Source organism: Pseudomonas sp. OVF7 (assembly GCF_030644265.1).
GTDB classification, from domain to species: domain Bacteria; phylum Pseudomonadota; class Gammaproteobacteria; order Pseudomonadales; family Pseudomonadaceae; genus Aquipseudomonas; species Aquipseudomonas gorinensis.
In genome coordinates, this window is the sequence record NZ_CP128996.1 from 1,092,508 (window position 1) to 1,110,720 (window position 18,213).

At 62.3% G+C, this 18,213-nt stretch carries 14 protein-coding genes; 1 reads left to right on the top strand and 13 read right to left on the bottom strand.

The annotated features are described in order from the left end of the window. Positions 1-11: 11 nt before the first annotated feature. The 8 genes from hutH to hutC form a co-directional block, all read right to left on the bottom strand. Entirely contained in the window at positions 12-1,535 is a 1,524-nt protein-coding gene (gene hutH / locus QU606_RS04875) for a histidine ammonia-lyase (protein WP_041161079.1), read from the bottom strand. Positions 1,536-1,678: 143 nt separating this feature from the next. Further along, a complete protein-coding gene (locus tag QU606_RS04880; protein ID WP_024072914.1) occupies positions 1,679-2,503 on the bottom strand; it encodes a glycine betaine/L-proline ABC transporter ATP-binding protein in 825 nt (274 codons plus the stop codon). Continuing rightward, on the bottom strand, positions 2,500-3,351 hold the full coding sequence (locus QU606_RS04885) for a proline/glycine betaine ABC transporter permease (RefSeq protein WP_017738813.1): 852 nt from the start codon (positions 3,349-3,351) through the stop codon (positions 2,500-2,502). Before QU606_RS04885 ends, QU606_RS04880 begins: the two co-directional genes overlap by 4 nt. Positions 3,352-3,422: 71 nt before the next feature. Beyond that, complete coding sequence (locus tag QU606_RS04890; protein WP_168232201.1) at positions 3,423-4,388, bottom strand: ABC transporter substrate-binding protein; 966 nt, start codon at positions 4,386-4,388, stop codon at positions 3,423-3,425. A gap of 69 nt (positions 4,389-4,457) precedes the next feature. Continuing rightward, a complete protein-coding gene (locus QU606_RS04895; protein WP_102625431.1) occupies positions 4,458-5,918 on the bottom strand; it encodes a cytosine permease in 1,461 nt (486 codons plus the stop codon). 140 nt (positions 5,919-6,058) lie between these two features. After that, positions 6,059-7,744, bottom strand: a complete 1,686-nt coding sequence (gene hutU / locus QU606_RS04900) for a urocanate hydratase (protein ID WP_304998159.1) — start codon at positions 7,742-7,744, stop codon at positions 6,059-6,061. A gap of 402 nt (positions 7,745-8,146) precedes the next feature. Next, a complete protein-coding gene (locus QU606_RS04905) occupies positions 8,147-8,707 on the bottom strand; it encodes a HutD family protein (protein ID WP_024072910.1) in 561 nt (186 codons plus the stop codon). Then, on the bottom strand, positions 8,704-9,414 hold the full coding sequence (gene hutC / locus QU606_RS04910; protein ID WP_223817892.1) for a histidine utilization repressor: 711 nt from the start codon (positions 9,412-9,414) through the stop codon (positions 8,704-8,706). The genes QU606_RS04905 and hutC overlap by 4 nt, the downstream gene beginning before the upstream one ends. 147 nt (positions 9,415-9,561) lie before the next feature. On the opposite strand from hutC, the gene QU606_RS04915 reads away from it, so the two are divergent. Next, entirely contained in the window at positions 9,562-10,926 is a 1,365-nt protein-coding gene (locus QU606_RS04915) for a formimidoylglutamate deiminase (RefSeq protein WP_304998160.1), read from the top strand. Between the two features lie 219 nt (positions 10,927-11,145). Here the strand turns inward: QU606_RS04915 and QU606_RS04920 are convergent, their stop codons facing one another. The 5 genes from QU606_RS04920 to QU606_RS04940 form a co-directional block, all read right to left on the bottom strand. Continuing rightward, the gene (locus QU606_RS04920; RefSeq protein WP_024072907.1) at positions 11,146-11,715 is read right to left on the bottom strand and encodes a lipocalin family protein; all 570 of its coding nucleotides are present in this window, start codon (positions 11,713-11,715) and stop codon (positions 11,146-11,148) included. Between the two features lie 30 nt (positions 11,716-11,745). Then, entirely contained in the window at positions 11,746-12,000 is a 255-nt protein-coding gene (locus tag QU606_RS04925; protein ID WP_017849914.1) for a hypothetical protein, read from the bottom strand. Between the two features lie 176 nt (positions 12,001-12,176). Next, complete coding sequence (locus tag QU606_RS04930) at positions 12,177-13,187, bottom strand: class 1 fructose-bisphosphatase (protein WP_024072906.1); 1,011 nt, start codon at positions 13,185-13,187, stop codon at positions 12,177-12,179. 110 nt (positions 13,188-13,297) lie between these two features. Next, positions 13,298-14,650 carry a DUF3999 domain-containing protein gene (locus QU606_RS04935; protein WP_041161078.1) on the bottom strand — a complete coding sequence of 451 codons (1,353 nt, stop codon included), beginning with the start codon at positions 14,648-14,650 and terminating at the stop codon, positions 13,298-13,300. Beyond that, entirely contained in the window at positions 14,650-18,171 is a 3,522-nt protein-coding gene (locus QU606_RS04940) for a DUF2339 domain-containing protein (RefSeq protein WP_304998161.1), read from the bottom strand. The genes QU606_RS04935 and QU606_RS04940 overlap by 1 nt, the downstream gene beginning before the upstream one ends. Between the last annotated feature and the right edge of the window lie 42 nt (positions 18,172-18,213).

Below are 18,213 nucleotides of genomic sequence, written 5' to 3' on the forward strand. Positions count from 1 at the left end.
TGAATTATTGTTCAGTGCAATTCGGGAAAAACCGGGTGCAGCAAAGCGGTGTTCTTGAGCAGCGCGGCGGCGGTGGCGATGTCCGGCGCCAGCCAGCGATCCTGCTCGTACGGTGGCACGTGTTCACGCAACAGGCGCCAGGCGCTGTCGGTGCCCGCGCCGAAGCGCTGGCCCTTGAGGAATTCGAATGCCTGGGCCGCCAGCAGGTACTCGATGGCGAGGATCTGAGTGACGTTGGCCAGCACCTGGTGCAGCTTGAGCGCGGCATTGGTGCCCATGCTCAAATGGTCTTCCTGCAGGCCCGACGTGACGAAGTTGTCGAGTACCGCCGGTTGCGCCAGCTGGCGGTTTTGCCCGCACAACGAAGCGGCGACGTACTGCACGATCATCATCCCGGAGTTGACCCCGGGGTTGCTCACCAGAAACGCCGGCAGGCCGCTGACGTGGGGGTTGATCAGGCGGTCGAGACGGCGCTCGGCCACCGAGCCGATTTCGGCCATGGCGATGGCGAGCATATCGGCAGCCAGCGCCACGGACTGCCCGTGAGGGTTGGCCTGGGACACTACGCGGTAGTTGTCCGGCGTACCGAGTACCAGTGGGTTGTCGGTGGCGCTGTTGAGTTCGGTCTCGATCTGGCGGGTCGCGTGCTCCAGCTGATCGCGCGCCGCACCGTGGATCTGCGGGATCGAGCGGATGCTCAGGGCGTCCTGGGTGCGGATGCCTTTGCTGCTGGCGATCACTTCACTGCCATCGAGCAACGCGCGCAGGTTGATACCGACCTGCTGCATGCCGGGGTGAGGCTTGAGGGCAATGATTTCTTCGTCGAACGCATCGATCTGGCCACGCAGGGCCTCGAAACTCATGGCGCCGATCACATCGGCCCATTGCAGCAGGTGGTGAGCATCGGCCAGGGCCAGGCAACTCAGGCCGGTCATGCACGGCGTGCCGTTGACCAGGCACAGGCCGTCCTTGGCGCCGAGTACCACCGGCTGCAAACCTTCTTGGTCCAGGGCCTGTTGCGCCGGGACGACCTGACCGCGATAGCTCACATGACCGACGCCCAGCAGCGCCACACCGACATGGGCCATATGGGTCAGATAACCCACCGAGCCCTGGGACGGTACTTGCGGCGTGATGCCGTGGTTGAGCAGCGCCAGCAGCGAATGCACCACCTGCGGATGCAGGCCGGATTTGCCGTGGCTGTAGTTGATGACGGCCGCACAGATGATCGCGCGGGTCTGCTCGTCGCTGAGTACCGGGCCGACGCCACAGGCGTGGCTCAACAGGGTATTGCGCGACAACTGGCTCAGTTGCTCGCCCTCAAGCGACACGTTGCACAACGCGCCCAGCCCGGTGTTCACGCCGTAGGCGCGTTCGCCGCTGGTGACGATGCGCTGCACGATGGCCTGGGCATTGTCGATCCGCGCCCAGGCCTGGCCGGAGAGTTGGAGCACCGCGCCGTGACGGGCGACGGCGACCACGTCCTGCCAGCGCAGGGGGGTATCGGCGATGATGATTTTTGCTGCCTGGGACATCTTCATACCTTTTTCAATTCTTGTGCAGCCTTACCGGCCCTATCGGGGGCAAGCCCCCTCCCAGCTTTGAAGGTGTTCACAATTCAAAATGTGGGAGGGGGCTTGCCCCCGATAGGGCCAGCAGCCGCCCCACACATCCAGGATCAGACCACCGCCGCCCGCCGCTGAACAAACCGATCCACGTACTCATCCGCCGGCGAGTGCAGGATCTCCCGCGGCGTGCCGACCTGGATCAGCTTGCCGTCCTTGAGGATCGCGATGCGGTTACCGATACGCACGGCCTCGTCGAGGTCGTGGGTGATGAATACGATGGTCTTGTGCAGAGTCTTTTGCAGCTCGAGCAACTGGTCCTGCATCTCGGCGCGAATCAGCGGGTCGAGGGCGCTGAAGGCTTCGTCCATCAGGATGATGTCGGTGTCGGCCGCCAGGGCGCGGGCCAGGCCCACACGTTGGCGCATACCGCCGGAGAGCTGGTGCGGGTATTTGTTTTCGTAGCCCTTGAGGCCCACGGTTTCGACCCAGTGCTGTGCGCGTTCGGTACAGACTTGCTTGGTTTCGCCGCGCACCTTGAGGCCATAGGCGACGTTGTCGAGCACGCTCTTGTGGGGCAACAGGCCGAAGCTCTGGAACACCATGCTGATCTTGTGCCGACGGAATTGGCGCAGGGCATCCATGTCCAGTTGCAGGATGTCTTCACCGTCGACCAGGATCGCACCGCTGGTGGGGTCGATCAGGCGATTGAAGTGGCGCACCAGCGTGGATTTGCCCGAGCCCGACAGGCCCATGATCACGAAGATCTCACCGGTACCGATGCTCAGGGACAAATCGTTAACGCCGACCACGCAACCGGTCTCGGCCAGCACTTGATCCTTGGTCTTGCCCTGGCCGATCAACGACAGCGCCTCCTTGGAGCGCGCGCCGAAGATCTTGAAGACGTTTTTTACTTCGATTTTGCTGACAGTAGTCATTTGCTCGCCTCATGCCGTGGACGACCATAGGCCTGGGTAATGCGGTCGATGACCACTGCGAGAATCACGATCGCCAGCCCGGCTTCCAGGCCACGACCGACGTTGAGGGTCTGGATGCCGACGAGCACGTCTTCGCCCAGGCCACGGGCGCCGATCATCGAGGCGATCACCACCATCGACAACGCCATCATGGTGGTCTGGTTGATACCGGCCATGATGCTCGGCAGGGCCAGCGGCAGTTGCACGCCGAACAGTTGCTGCCAGCGGTTGGCACCAAAGGCGTTGATGGCTTCCATGACTTCGCCGTCGACCTGGCGAATCCCCAGGTCGGTCAGGCGAATCAGCGGCGGCGCGGCGTAGATCACCGTGGCGAAGATCGCCGGCACCTTGCCCAGGCCGAACAGCATCAGCACCGGGATCAGGTACACGAAGCTGGGCATGGTTTGCATGATATCGAGCAGCGGCATCAGCACCGAACGCAGGCGATTGCTGCGTGCCGACAAAATGCCCAGCGGAATGCCGATCAGCACCGAGATCACCGTGGCGACCATCATCAGCGCCAGGGTCTGCATCAGCTTGTCCCACAGGCCGACCGCGCCCACCAGGAACAGCAAGCCGACGATCACCGCCGTGGTCAGCACCTTGCGGGTGGCATGCCAGGCAACACCGCCGACGATGGCCAGCATCAGCCACCAGGGAGCTGCACGCAGCAACCCTTCCAGGTTGACGATGGCCCACAGCAGGGTGTCGGAGATGTGCCGGAACACATCGCCGTAATTGGTGACCAGTGAGTCCACCCAACCGTTGACCCAGTCGGCAATGGAAAACGTAAAACTCTCAGGAAACATAGCGTGCTCTCGATCCAGTGGGTTGTGGCCAGGCGCCCGGCTACCCCTCAGGGTAGCCGTGCACACTTGACCTACAAGGCCGCGTCGATTTTCTTGGCTGCGTCTTCACTCACCCAGGCGTGCCAGACTTCAGGATGTTCCTTGAGGAAAATTTTCGCCAGTTTCGGCGACTCAATTCGCTCCTTGGCCATGCGCCCCAGGTTCTGGTTCAGCAGGTCGATGGGCAGGTTGACTTTTTCCAGCACAGCCACCAGTTCCGGGGCTTGTTCGTGGAAGGTCTTGGACAGGCCGACCTTGATGCTCACGCTTTTATCCACACCCGGTTTTTCTTCCAGTTTCACCAGGTCGACCTGGCCCATCAGCGGTGTCGGCGACCAGTAGTAGAACAGGATCGGTTCGCCACGCTTGTAGCTCGACAGCACCGCGGCATCCAACGCCGGGCCGGTGCCTGGACGGAAGTTGGTGTAGCTGCTTTCCAGGCCGTAGCTCTTGAGCATTTCGCTGTTGTCCAGCTCGCAGGTCCAGCCGGCCGGGCAGTTGTAGAAACGGCCCTTGGAGGGCTCTTCCGGGTCTTTGAACACAGAGGCGTACTTGGCCAGGTCGGCGATGTTTTTCAGGCCCGCCGCCTTGGGTTCCAGCTTGCGCTTGGCATCACCTACGACCACATAGCGCGGCACGTACCAGCCTTCGATAGCGCCCACAATCGGCGCACCGACGCCGACGACTTTGCCGGCCTTCTCGGCCTTGTTCCACACTTCGCTGCGGCCAACCCACTCTTCGGCAAACACTTGGATATCGTTGCTGCTCAGGGCGTTTTCCATGGTGATGGAGTTGCCGGGCAGGCTATCGGTTTTGCAGTCGTAGCCTTTTTCCAGAACGGTTTGCAGGATGTCGGTGAGCAACATGCCGCTTTCCCAGTTCAGGCCGGCGAACTTCACCGGTTTACCGGATTCACACCAACCGGCCGCCTGGGCGCCAGCAGTGGCCAGCAAGCCCGCGGAGAATACGGTGGCCAACAGGGTCTTGTGCATTTTCATTGTTGTGACGCTCCCAATCATGAAATGGATTACGGCAGTCATTAGGCATCCTGCCCTGTCCACGTCCCCTCAGGCCTGTGGAACCAGCCCGTTTGTCGTCGTTGGTACAGCGCCCTGCTCTAGCGGCAGGATCAGGTGTTCAGGCATCGATCTGGGCCATTTTTTTGCCGCCCAGTAGTACAGCGCGGCGGGAAGTACCAGGCCGATGATCCAGGAAATGTCCACATCCCCCAGGGCCGCCACCAGCGGGCCGGTGTAGAACTTGGTGGAGATGAATGGCAATTGCACCAGCACCCCGAATACGTAGACGCTGATACCGACCGGGTTCCAACGGCCGTAGCGACCGTTCGGATCGGCCAGCGCCGACACGTCATAGCGATCACGAGTGATGCAGTAGTAGTCGACCAGGTTGATCGCACTCCAAGGCGTAAAGAACGCCAGCAGGAACAGGATGAAAGACTTGAATGCACCGAGGAACGAGTGCTGGCCAAGCAAGGCGATCAGGGTCGCCGCGCCAACGATGGCCAGCACGAACACAAGACGCTGCAAGCGCGTGACCTCCAGGCGACCCCGAAAGCCGCTGATGATGGTCGCGATGCACATGAAGCTGCCGTAGGAGTTCAGCGTAGAGATGGTGACCTTGCCGAACGCGATGCTGAAGTACAGCAGCGCAGCCGAGGCCCCCGCACCACCCAGACCTACGATGTAGGCCACTTCATGACCGGCAAATTGCCCGTTGGACATGGCCGCGGCAAACACGCCGAGGATCATCGCCACCTGTGCGCCAACCACCGAACCGGCACCGGCCGCCAGAAAGGTTTTCACCGAGGACGTCGTGCTCGGCAGGTAGCGTGAATAGTCCGCCACGTAAGGGCCGAAGGCGATTTGCCAGGATGCCGCGAGCGACACCGCCAGCAGGAAGCTGCTCCAACTGAAGTGGCGGATTTGCAGGAGCGCACCAACGTCGGCCTGGCTCATCAGACGGCTGAACAGGTAGACAAAGGCAATCACGCCAATGACGCTGGCAACGCGGCCGATAAAGTGGATCACCCGATAACCGAGCACCGTGACCAGCACGATGACACTGGCGAAGGCCAGGATCCCGACGCTGTCGCTGACACCGAACAATTGGCCCAGCGCCTGACCGGAAAGCACCGTGCCCGTCGCGGTGAAACCGAGGTACATCAAGCAGACCAGTACGATCGGGATCGCCGCGCCATACACACCGAATTGCACCCGGCTGGAGATCATCTGCGGCAGGCCCAGCTTGGGCCCTTGGGCCGCATGCAACGCCATCACGCCACCGCCCAGCAGTTGACCGATCAGCAGGCCGATCAACGACCAGAACACATCACCGCCCAGCACCACGGCCAGGGCCCCGGTGACGATCGCAGTGATCTGCAGGTTGGCACCCAGCCACAGGGTGAACTGGCTCAATAGACGACCGTGTCTTTCCGCTTCCGGGATGTAGTCGATCGAACGCCTTTCGATCAACGGGGTGGTGCTTGCACGCGCATCATTTGCAGCCATGGGTGTTCAACCTCTGATGGATTGTTTTGGGTTCGCCGCCGATCACATGTGGAGGGGGCTTGCTGCCGATGGCAGTGGGTCAGTCGCCAGGCCTATTGGCTGATACACCACCATCGGGAGCAAGCCCCCTCCCACATCGGTTACTTGATCATCGGCAGGTTCAGCCCCTGCTCTTTGGCGCAGTCGATCGCGATCTGGTAACCCGCATCGGCATGACGCATCACCCCGGTGGCCGGGTCGTTGTGCAGTACGCGAGCAATCCGCTCAGCGGCTTCGTCGGTGCCGTCACAGACGATTACCATCCCGGAGTGTTGGGAGAAGCCCATGCCCACGCCGCCGCCGTGGTGCAGCGAAACCCAGGTCGCGCCGCTGGCGGTGTTGAGCAAGGCGTTGAGCAGAGGCCAATCGGACACGGCGTCGGAACCGTCCTGCATGGCTTCGGTTTCGCGGTTGGGGCTGGCCACCGAGCCGGAGTCCAGGTGGTCACGGCCGATCACGACCGGTGCCGACAGCTCACCGCTGCGCACCATTTCGTTGAACGCCAGGCCCAGCTTGGCGCGCTGGCCCAGGCCAACCCAGCAGATACGCGCCGGCAGGCCCTGGAAGCTGATGCGCTCGCGCGCCATGTCCAGCCAGTTGTGCAGGTGGGCGTCGTCGGGGATCAGCTCCTTGACCTTGGCGTCGGTCTTGTAGATGTCCTGCGGGTCACCGGACAGCGCCGCCCAACGGAACGGGCCGATGCCACGGCAGAACAGCGGGCGGATGTACGCCGGTACGAAGCCTGGGAAGTCGAACGCATTTTCCACGCCCTCTTCCTGCGCCATCTGGCGGATGTTGTTGCCGTAGTCGAAGGTCGGGATGCCTTGCTTCTGGAATTCCAACATGGCTTTGACGTGCACGGCCATCGACTGCTTGGCGGCCTTGATCACGGCCGCCGGTTCGGTCTTGACGCGGGCGCGGTATTCGTCCCAGGTCCAACCGGCCGGCAGGTAACCGTTGAGCGGGTCGTGGGCGCTGGTCTGGTCGGTGACCATGTCCGGACGCACGCCGCGCTTGACCAGTTCCGGCAGGATTTCGGCGGCGTTACCCAGCAGGGCGATGGAAATCGCCTTGCCCTCTTTGGTGTACTTGGCAATGCGCGCCAGGGCGTCGTCGAGGTCAGTGGCTTGTTCGTCGACGTAACGGCTGTTCAGGCGGAAATCGATGCTGACCTGTTGGCATTCAATGTTCAACGAGCAGGCGCCAGCCAGGGTTGCGGCCAGTGGTTGAGCGCCGCCCATGCCGCCGAGGCCGGCGGTCAGTACCCAACGGCCCTTGAGGTCGCTGTTGTAATGCTGGCGACCGGCTTCGACGAAGGTTTCGTACGTGCCTTGGACGATGCCCTGGCTACCGATGTAGATCCAGCTGCCGGCGGTCATCTGGCCGTACATGGCCAGGCCCTTGGCATCCAGTTCGTTGAAGTGTTCCCAGCTGGCCCAGTGCGGCACCAGGTTGGAGTTGGCGATCAGCACGCGCGGCGCATTGGTGTGGGTCTTGAACACGCCGACCGGTTTGCCGGATTGCACCAGCAGGGTTTCGTCGTCATTCAGGTGGGTGAGGCTTTCGACGATCTGGTCGTAGCACTCCCAGTTGCGCGCTGCACGGCCAATACCACCGTACACCACCAGTTCTTTCGGGTTCTCGGCCACTTGCGGGTCAAGGTTGTTCATCAGCATGCGCAGCGGCGCTTCGGTCAGCCAGCTTTTGGCGGTGAGCTTATTACCGCGGGCGGCACGGATTTCGACGTCACGGTATTTTGTAGGCCTTGCTTTCGAAAAATCGGTCACAGCTGGACTCCTCGGCATGATGCGCGAACATGGACGGTGCGAAGGAGAGTCTTACGCACACATCTTTACTTGTACATACAAGCATATGCAATCAAGCGGCCAACTTTCTGAGCGAGGTGTTCGGATTTTTTTGGAAAGCGCGTTCGAGCCTTGGAAATTAAGGCCTGGAGGGATGATGAAATTTCTTACGAAGGCGTTTTATAGCGAGGGAGGTTTGTCACGACAGCGCGGTTTTGCGCCACGCTGGGGCGTTCGGTAACAAAATGGTGCGAGACCTGGAAACAGGTCGCAAGAACAGTGGGAAACAAATGTGGGAGGGGGCTTGCCCCCGATAGCGGTGGATCAGTCAGCCCATCTGGTACTGACACACCTATATCGGGAGCAAGCCCCCTCCCACAGTTTTTAACCGCGTGCGGTCAGTTCGATGATGCAGCTGCGGCCAGCCACGCCTATGTCCAACAGGCCGGTGTTACCGTCGATTTGCAGGCAATCGTGATGACCCAGCGTGTGCCCCAGCACCTTCACTTCATCCGCCACGCTGAACACCAGCACGGTCTGCGCGGTACTGAAGAACTGCTGCACACCGTCCACCCATTGCAGCCTCGCGTGGTAACGCTGGGGCGAATAGATCAGGTTGAAATCGCGGATCGGCCCGGTGATCAGGCGGCATGACACCTGGCTATCACCCTTGAAGGCAAATGGTTGCAGGGGCAACAGGCCGCGCTGTTCTTCGCCATCCACGGTCAACACCATGCCGGCGCCCTTGATCACCGTGATCACGCGCTGGTAACCGGCGAAGCTGGAAAACCCGCCCGACTCGCCGATGTCGGCAATCGACAAGCGCCAGCCAAACCCCTCCAGGCCCTCGCCAGCATCACGGGTGATTTCTTCGGTGCTGCCACCGCCGTTTTTCCACGGCATGCGCACGTAATCGGTGGCGCGCCAGACTTTCACTGCACTCATTTACTGAAACGTCCTTCCAGGCTATGACGGGAACCGGGGTGGATCAAACGCGCGGCGGTCACCGGCTGGCGACCCGACCACGTGCGGCGGCGAATCAACAGGCATGGCTCGCTCGGCTCGATCTGCAACAGTTTGCACTCGGTGGCATCGGCGAGGATCGCTTCAACCACGTGCTCGCCTTCGGTCAGCGGCGCCACCTGGTTCAGATAGGCGTAGGGCGTTTGCTGGGTGAAATCCTGTTGCAGGTATTCCGGGGCGACCAGCGCGTTGACGAAACGGTCTTCGATTTGCACGGGAATATCGTTTTCGTAATGCACGATCAACGAGTGGAACACCCGTCCGCCCTCACGCATTTCCAGGGCGACGGCGCGCTCGGAACCGGCGGCCTCTTCGCCCAAGGTGATGACCTGGCAGGTATGGCGATGTCCGCGGGAGGCGATCTCATCGGCAATGTTGTGCACTTCAAACAGCGCGGACTGGCTCTTGGGCTCGGCGACAAACGTGCCGACGCCTTGCATGCGCACCAGCAAACCTTCGGCGGTGAGCTCACGCAGGGCGCGGTTGATGGTCATGCGGCTGAAACCCAGCTGGCTGACCAGTTCGCTCTCCGACGGTACGCGGTAATGGGGCGGCCAGTTGCCGTTGAGGATCTGCTGGCTGATCATCTGTTTGACGCGGGCATACAAGGGCGCCGGACTTTCGTCCATGTGGGCAGCCAGCGAAGACTTGGCGGGCGGAGTCGGCACAGGGAATCCTTGCAGGTGGAAAAGATGCATAGATTGCCGGAGTTTACCGAGCAGGCAAACGTCTGTATATGTATATACAAATAAACACACGACCGGGGTGCTCTAATCATGTCCGCTTTCTTTGCCGAACGCGCGCTGCTGCCTAATGGATGGGCCAACGATGTACGTCTTGAAGTCGACGCCGCTGGCGTACTGACACGCGTCCAGGCCAATGCCAGTGCAGACGCCGCCGAACGGCTCAGAGGTCCGCTGCTGGCGGGCATGCCGAACCTGCATTCCCACGCGTTTCAACGCGCCATGGCGGGCCTGGCGGAAGTCGCCGGCAACCCGAATGACAGCTTCTGGACCTGGCGCGACTTGATGTACCGCATGGTCGGCAAGATCAACCCGGCGCAGTTGCAGGTCATCGCCCGACAGCTGTACATCGAGATGCTCAAGGCCGGTTACACCTCGGTGGCTGAGTTCCACTACGTGCATCACGACGTCAGCGGCCAACCCTATGCCGACCGCACGGAACTGTCACGCCAGATCAGCCAGGCCGCCACGAGCAGCGGGATCGGCCTGACGCTGGTGCCGGTGCTGTACAGCCACTCCGGGTTTGGCGGACAGGCACCGAATGAAGGGCAGCGCCGGTTTATCAACAGCACCGAAAACTACCTAGACCTGCAGGCGCGCTTGCAACCGATCCTCGCGGCGCAGCCAGCGCAACAACTGGGCCTGTGTTTTCACTCCCTGCGTGCGGTCACGCCGGAGCAGATCCATGAGGTACTCGCGGCCAGCGACAAGACCTGCCCCGTGCACATCCACATCGCCGAACAGCAAAAAGAAGTCGACGACTGCCTGACCTGGAGCGGTAAACGCCCACTGCAATGGCTGTACGACAATGTCGACGTCGACGAACGCTGGTGCCTGGTCCATGCCACCCACGCCAACCCGGAAGAGGTCACGCGCATGGCCAGGAGCCGGGCGATTGCCGGTTTGTGCCTGACCACCGAAGCCAACCTGGGCGACGGGATCTTCCCGGCCGTGGACTTTCTCGCCCAGGGTGGGCGCATGGGGATTGGCTCCGACAGCCATGTGTCGCTGAGCGTGGTGGAAGAACTGCGCTGGCTGGAATACGGCCAGCGCCTGCGCGATCAGCGGCGCAACCGCCTGTATCGCAGTGATCAGCCGATGGTCGGCCGCACGCTGTTCGACGCCGCGCTCGACGGCGGCGCCCAGGCGCTGGGACAGCCGATTGGGCAATTGGCAGTGGGCAAGCGTGCGGACTGGATCGTGCTGGACGGCAACGATCCGTACCTGGCGACGGCAACCGAAGACGGGATTCTCAATCGCTGGTTGTTTGCCGGTGGGGATCGACAGGTGCGCGATGTAATGGTCAACGGGAAGTGGGTAGTGCGCGATGGGCGGCATGCCAGCGAGGAAGAAAGCAGCCGGGCGTTTACGCAGGTCTTGAGGGATTTGTTGGGCTGACAGGCAATCCATAACAAATGTAGAGGCCCCCGCTAAATCTCCGATTTAGCGGGGGCCTCTGTGGCGAGCGGGCTTGTCCCGCGTTGGGGCGCGAAGCGGCCCCTGACAAAAGACACCTGCGCTGTGTCAGGCACGCCTCAGTAGCTGGTTTGGGGGCCGCTTCGCGCCCCAACGCGGGGCAAGCCCGCTCGCCACAACGCCCCCCCCCTCCCACATTGTTTACTGCGAGGTCTTCGCCATCTGCTTATCCGACGTACGCCAAATCAAACGCGTGGTGTCATACCCCTGCTGGCGCGCCCTGCTGAGCAGGTCTTCGCGGGTATCGGCGCTGACCGTCGGCGTACGTGACAGGATCCACATATAACGTCGGCTCGGGCTGCCAACGATGGCGGTCTTGTAGTCATCGCTGACGTACAACACCCAGTAATCGCCTTTGGCGACGCCCGGCAACAACGCGGTAAACCAGTTATTGAATTCCACCCAGAGCTTGTCGGTCTTGCCCGGCACCTGCGGCGTAGCCGTGCCCTTGGCTTCTTCCCACTTCCAGTCAGTCGTCAGGCAGCGGTTGAACACCGACATATCGCCATCGGGAAGCAATGTGTAGCGGGCTTCGGACTGTGCACAGTTGCGCTGGAAGTACATCGGCAATCGAGCCAACTCATACCAGGTACCCTGGTAACGCTTGAGATTGACGTTACTCGCTGTCTTGGGTTGCAGATCGTCGCCAGAATGGCTGGCACAGCCCGCCAAAAAAAGGCTGGCACAAAGGAACAAAACAAAACGCATCATTCTTCTTCTCCCGCAGGCTCTCGCCCCGGTTTACTTCAGGCCTTGCCCGGAAAACATCAGAACCTTGTCACCGGCATATTGAACGCTGATAAAGCTGTTTTTATCACCCCAGGTGCAACTGGACATGCCCAATGCGCCGGAACAATCGGTCGGCTTACCCAGCAACGACTCCACCTCGGCCTTGGCCATGCCGGCCGACAACTTTGCGTAGTTTTCTTGGTTGACCTTGCTGCAAGCGGCCAACAGCACGCAAAAAGCCAGCAAAGCGAGACGGCGTAACGACATGGAATAACTCCTGGAGGGACGAAGCAGCTTGGGTATCTGCCAGAAGCTTAGAAGGGAAAAGAGGTGTCTGGTTCCCGACGAACGAAAACAAAAAAGCCCCGAAAACGCTGAAACGTTTCGGGGCTTATTTAAGGGTGAACCGGCTCACAACAACGCCGATCACTTATCGCGAAAAGTTACTTCTTGTGGTAACCGGTTACGCGCTCAACCTCTTCCTTCGAACCCAGGAACACCGCCACGCGCTGGTGCAGGCCTTCGGGCTGGATGTCGAGGATACGCTGATGGCCGTCGGTCGACGCACCGCCTGCCTGTTCAACCAGGAACGACATCGGGTTGGCTTCGTACATCAGGCGCAGCTTGCCCGGCTTGGACGGCTCGCGGCTGTCGCGTGGGTACATGAACAGGCCACCGCGGGTCAGGATACGGTGCACGTCAGCCACCATCGCCGCAACCCAGCGCATGTTGAAGTTCTTCTTCAACGGGCCTTCTTCGCCTTCCATCAATTCGTTGACGTAGCGCTTGACCGGTTCTTCCCAGTGGCGCTGGTTGGACATGTTGATCGCGAATTCCTGCGTGGCAGCAGGAATGGTGATGTCTTCGTGGGTGAGTACGAAGCTGCCCATTTCACGGTCCAGGGTGAAGCCCTTGACGCCATCGCCCAGGGTCAGCACCAGCATGGTCTGCGGGCCGTAGATCGCGTAGCCGGCCGCAACCTGCTCGGTGCCTGGCTGCAGGAAGGCCTTTTCGTTGAGGGCTTCGTTCTGGCTCAGGTATTCGTTCGGGCAACGCAATACCGAGAAGATGGTACCGACGGGGGCGTTGATGTCGATGTTGGACGAACCGTCCAGTGGGTCGAACACCAGCAGGTAGGCGCCTTTCGGGTACTTGCCCGGGATCTGGTAGGCATTGTCCATTTCTTCGGACGCCATGCCGGCCAGGTGACCGCCCCATTCGTTGGCTTCGAGCAGGATCTCGTTGGAGAGTACGTCGAGTTTCTTCTGCACTTCGCCTTGGACGTTTTCAGTGCCCATGCTGCCCAGGACACCGCCCAGTGCGCCTTTGGACACGGCGTGGCTGATCTCCTTGCAAGCACGCGCCACCACTTCGATAAGGAAGCGCAGATCGGCAGGCGTGTTGTTGCTGCGGGTCTGCTCGATCAAATAGCGACTCAGGGTAACGCGGGACATGGAAGGCTCCGATGTATGGGGGGGCTTAAAAACCCGCGCAGTTTAACGCGAGTCGGGGCGTATTTCCTCCTATCAGAGGATTTAAACCCAATAGAGTTCATGGACTTTATTTAACGTACCGCCGCAGGCTTGCGCAGCAAACTGTAGGCCATGGCCCCCAACGCCGCGACACCGAGCAGTAACACGGCCCAGAGCCCGAACTTTTTCCAGTTCGGCCCGGTATCGACAACGGCTGCGGCCGCAGGCGACGTGACGGTCACGCCCCCGGCTACCTGGGCCTGCCCCAACGTATTGAAACGCTCGGCGTTGTAGCCAGGGATCAGGGTCGACAGCGGCAGGTTCGCCGCCTTGGCCGACGCATTACCCAGCGCCAAGGTAAATGGCGGCTCGCCGCGCGCCAGGAACACCAGTTGCGTGGCACGCACGGCAACGCGCAGTGCCGGGGCTTCGACGCCCAGGCCACCGCCGCGCTCATCCACCTGCAACTTGAGCTCAGTAACCGTTTGGCCCGGCAACGGTAATTCATCCTGCACCACGTCCTGGCCATTCTGGGTCAGGCGGTACAGCACACCGTTGCTCAGCGGCTGCCAGGCCTGCTGGCTGTCACGCCGCCCCGCCAGGGTCACGGGCGCCAGCGTGTTGGGCTGCTTCAATTCGACGCGCAGGCGCTCGACATTCAGCCCCGTCGGCAACTGCCAGCTGTACTCCCCCGCCTTGAGCCGCGAACCGGCCAGCGGCTGCGACCACACCAAGGGCATCGGCAAACTGCTGCGGGTGGCGCTTGTCAGCTTGGCCGAGGTCAGCAGCGGCGCCGCCTGGCCTTGCCACAACAAGCGCAGGTAGCGCGCCGGTTGCCCCGGCAGGCTGACGTCATGCTGTTCGACCCGCTCGTCGGCAAACGACAAGCGCGCCACTTGCCCATCACCCCAGGCTTCCCAGTGCTGCAAGTCATCGCTGGCTTCAATGCTGAAACGCTGGAAGCCCTCCTGCTCGTGGCTCCAGTCAAGGCTCAGTTGCTGCAACGGTGCCTTGATCGCGCTGGCGTCCAGTACCCAGCCGCGCAGCACCTGCTTGCCGGGCTTGGCGGCGGTGGAGGGGCGTACCTCGAGCAAGGTGCCTTCGGCGCTGGACTTCACCACCACATCGGGCAAGGTTTCGTGGGTGTCGGCCGCGTACAGCGGGAACCACTTCACCTCGGTGACGTTGCGGTTTTCGGTGTGTTGGGGCGATTGTCGCGACAGTGCATAGGCCTGAGGTTCACCGGCCGCGTTAAAGACGCGTACATCACTGAGGTCGGCCTGGCGTGCGCCCAGTTGCACAGCCAAAGGCAATTCAAGGCGATACCAGGGGCCGTTGCCACTGACGCTCAGCGGTACCTGGGTGGTGAAATCGGCAGGCGTTTCCTGGGCCCACACCGACCACGTTGCGCACAACCCCACTACCGCCACGCTCAACTTACCGATCAAGAGGATGCTCCTTCAGTTTCCAGCACAGGTTCGGCACGCTTGGGCGGCAGTGGCGCGAAGTAGCCCACCACCAGCAACAACCCGCCCACGCCAATAAACGACACGATCCGCGCCAGGCCGCCACGGTTGCTCAGCTCGACAAAGAACAGCTTGGCCACCACCACGGCAATCAACGCTGCGCCGATCAGCCACACTTCGCGACGATGGCGCAGGTGGCCGCCGATCATCAGGCCGAGGGCGACCAGGGTCCAGACGATCGACAGGCTGGCTTGTACCAGCATCGATTCGAGCAACGCATCCACCTGGAACGGCACGCCGCCCCAGTGGTGGGCGGCGCGCATCACCAGCGCGGTGAAGAATGCAAACAGCGAGAGACCTGCCACGCCTTCGGCGATCAACTCGACTCGAGCCCCACGTTGCGGCGCAACGCTGCGCGACCACAGATACACACCGAAGAGGGCAAACAGCAGCCCCAGGTCCAGCGGGCTGATCAGCGGCACATACGGCAACGGCCTGGCCGTGCCGTCACTGAAGCTATTGGCCAGCCAGAACCAACCGAGCATCAACACCGCCAGCGGCAGCGCCGCCAGCACCCGGTACTCTTTCGGGTAAGCCGACACCGGCCACGGCCAACGACGCGGCGTGGCTGCCAGCACCAGATACAGGCTTGGCAGAATCGCCCAGCCCAGCCAGCGCCAGGCGTTGTATTCGGCCGACAGCCGCAACAAGCCGTAACGCAGCTCCAGGGCCAGCACGCCGATCAGCATCCAGCAGCCAAGCACATGGGCGACACTCAGCGCCTTGCCCGGCGCCACTGCCGCCAGCCGCCGCAACGACACGAAGTGCACCGCAAATACTGTCAGCCAGGCCAGCCAGCCGTACTGGGCCGCCGGGTGGTAATAGTCATGCGCGGACACCAGCAACACCACCCCCGCCGCCGGCATCAACACGGTGCAAAGCATGCCCAGCGACGCCCAGCGCAATCTCGCCGCCAGCAACGCCCAGAGTGCCACGCTGAGCGCCGCGCAGCCCAACAGGAAAGCCCCCTGCAGTTCCCGCGGGATAAACCGCAACACTTCACTGATCAGCGCCACGGCCCACCAGGCCGCACCCCACACCAGCAACAGGTCGGACAGGCGTTGCAGCTTGAGTACGGCAAACATCGGCGCATGGGGCTCACGCTGCAAGCGCCACGCGCCAACCAGGGCGGCCAGGCCCAGGACCATCGGCGTCCAGAAACCGCTGTGCCCCAAGGGGCGCACACCTTCAGGGGTCAACGGCCCGAGCAGCTCCGGTACCGACAGCAGGAACGCAGCACCGCCGATCACCTGCAGCAGCAAACCAAATACAAAACTGACGCGCTGTTGCAGGTACAGGCTCAACCAGATGATCAGCAAGCCACTGGCCGCCCATACACCGCTGGCACTTTCCCATGGCAGCACAAACAGCACCGCAAGGTTGATCAATACCAGACCCGCGAGCAGCACCACCGACAGGCCACGCAACAGCCGCACATCGCCACGCACCTGGTCGTCGCGCACCGCCAGGAGCATGCCGCCAATCAAGGCCAGGCCGATCAGCGACGCCGTCAGCAGGCCGCTCCAGCCCGCGCTGAATACCGCCGCCCCTTCACCGCCTTGCAAACGCAGCAGAAACAGCGCGCCGCCCAGCAGTTGCACGGCGAACGCGCTAAACAGGAACGTACGCGAGCCGATGCGCAGGCCGATCCACAGGGTAGCCAGGCCGGCGACCGCCCAACTGATGGCGGTGCCTTGGGTCAGCAACAACAGCGGCGCGAGCAGGTACAAAAAGGTCAGGCCCAGGCTGGCCAACACCGGCAGCCCCTTGCGCTCCCTTCCCGCCGCCTGCTCCGGCGACGCCTTGCGTAGTTGGTCGAAACTGAACAGCAGCGCCGCGCCCAGCAGCAGCGCGCCCAATGGCGCACCGTCGAGCAACGTATGGTCGCCAACGCGCAGTTCGCTGAGAAAGGCCAGCGCCGAGCCCAATTGCAATAACACGCCGAAGGCTCGCGCCAACGGCCGTTGCTGACGCAAGCCGAGCCAGAAGATCCCGGCGCCTTCCACGGCCCAGGCCGCCGCCGTCCAGCGTGCGTCGAGGCCCAGGGGAATCGCCAGGCTGGCGAAGATCACCCCAAGGGCCAGGCAGGTTTCCGCCAGCAGCAAGGCACGCCCGCCACTGAGCAATCGCGCCAGGCCCATATAGATAACGCCCAGGCCAAGGGCGCTGAACGCAGCGGCAAACTCCAAATGCTGCACCAGTGCGAACTGCAAGCCAAAGCCCACCAACGGCGGACCGAACAGCAGGCTACCGTCGACGTAATCGCCCTTGGCCGCCGACCAGCGCAGCAACGCCCCCCGGCTGCCATCTTCGGGCGCGTCGTTCATCTCCAGCAATTTGCGGCGGGTGAACAACAGGCCGATGACCAGGTACATCAGGAAAAACAGGATCAGGAACGGCTCGGTGCTCCACAGCAGTTCCGGAGTATACGAACGCAAACCCCAGGCGAAGCCAATGCCAAAGGTGCCGACAAAGCCGATCAGGTTGAGCAGGCGCCAGGCCTTGAACCAGGCGATGGCGAGGATGCCGGCATTGAGCAGGGCGAAATAACTGAACAGCGCCACGTGGTTGCCGGCGCCGGTGGACGTGAGGATCGGTGCTGCAAACCCGCCGAGTGCCGCCGCGCAGGCCAGGCCCAGGGCATCCTGGGTAATCGCCAGGATCGCCGAGAACACGGTGATCGCTACCAGCAGGCCCAGTGCCGCGCTCGGATCGATCAACGGGTGCAGGCGCATCGCGGCAAATACCGTCAGGTACAACACCGCGATCCCGGTGCCTTGCAGCATCAATCCGTAGTTGCTGTTGCGCAGTCGTAACCACCAGCCCAGGCCCAGCAGGCCCACGGCGGCCGCAGCCACCCCGGCGTAGCGCAACTCGATCGGCACCACCATGCCTTCGGTGGCGTAGCGCAACAGGAACGCCAGGCCGAGGAACAACAGCACCACGCCGACACGCAGCACGGTGTTGCCACCCAACAGCCAATTGCGTGCGCCGCTGATGGCGCGTTCGATCAGGTTGGGGCCACGGGGAGCGGCAGGTTCTTGAGGCGCACGCGGCGTCGGGGCGGGCGTCCAGACGTCATCCGGCAGTGGTTGGCTCGGTTCGGCGACCATCGCCACAGGCGCCAATTCAGCCGGCAGTTCCCACACCAGTTCAGGCGCCTTGGCGACAGGTGTCGGCTCAGGGACAGGCGTTTCGACGATGCCATTGCTCGTTGGCGCGGGCACTTCCAGTTGCCGCAGGCGCTCGCCCAGGGCGATCAACGCCTTCTGCGTGGTTTCCAACTGAGCAGCCTGCTGCTGCGCCTGGGTCGCCAGCCTAGACAGGCGAATCGCCTGGCCAATGCCCAACCCCAACAGCGCACCGATGCCCGCGTCACTGAACGACTCATCGAGCGTCCAGCCGAGCACCAGGCCAATCAGCATGAAAATCCATTGCATGGTCGATATTCCCTAGGTAAACCGTGCTGTAGGAGCGAGCTT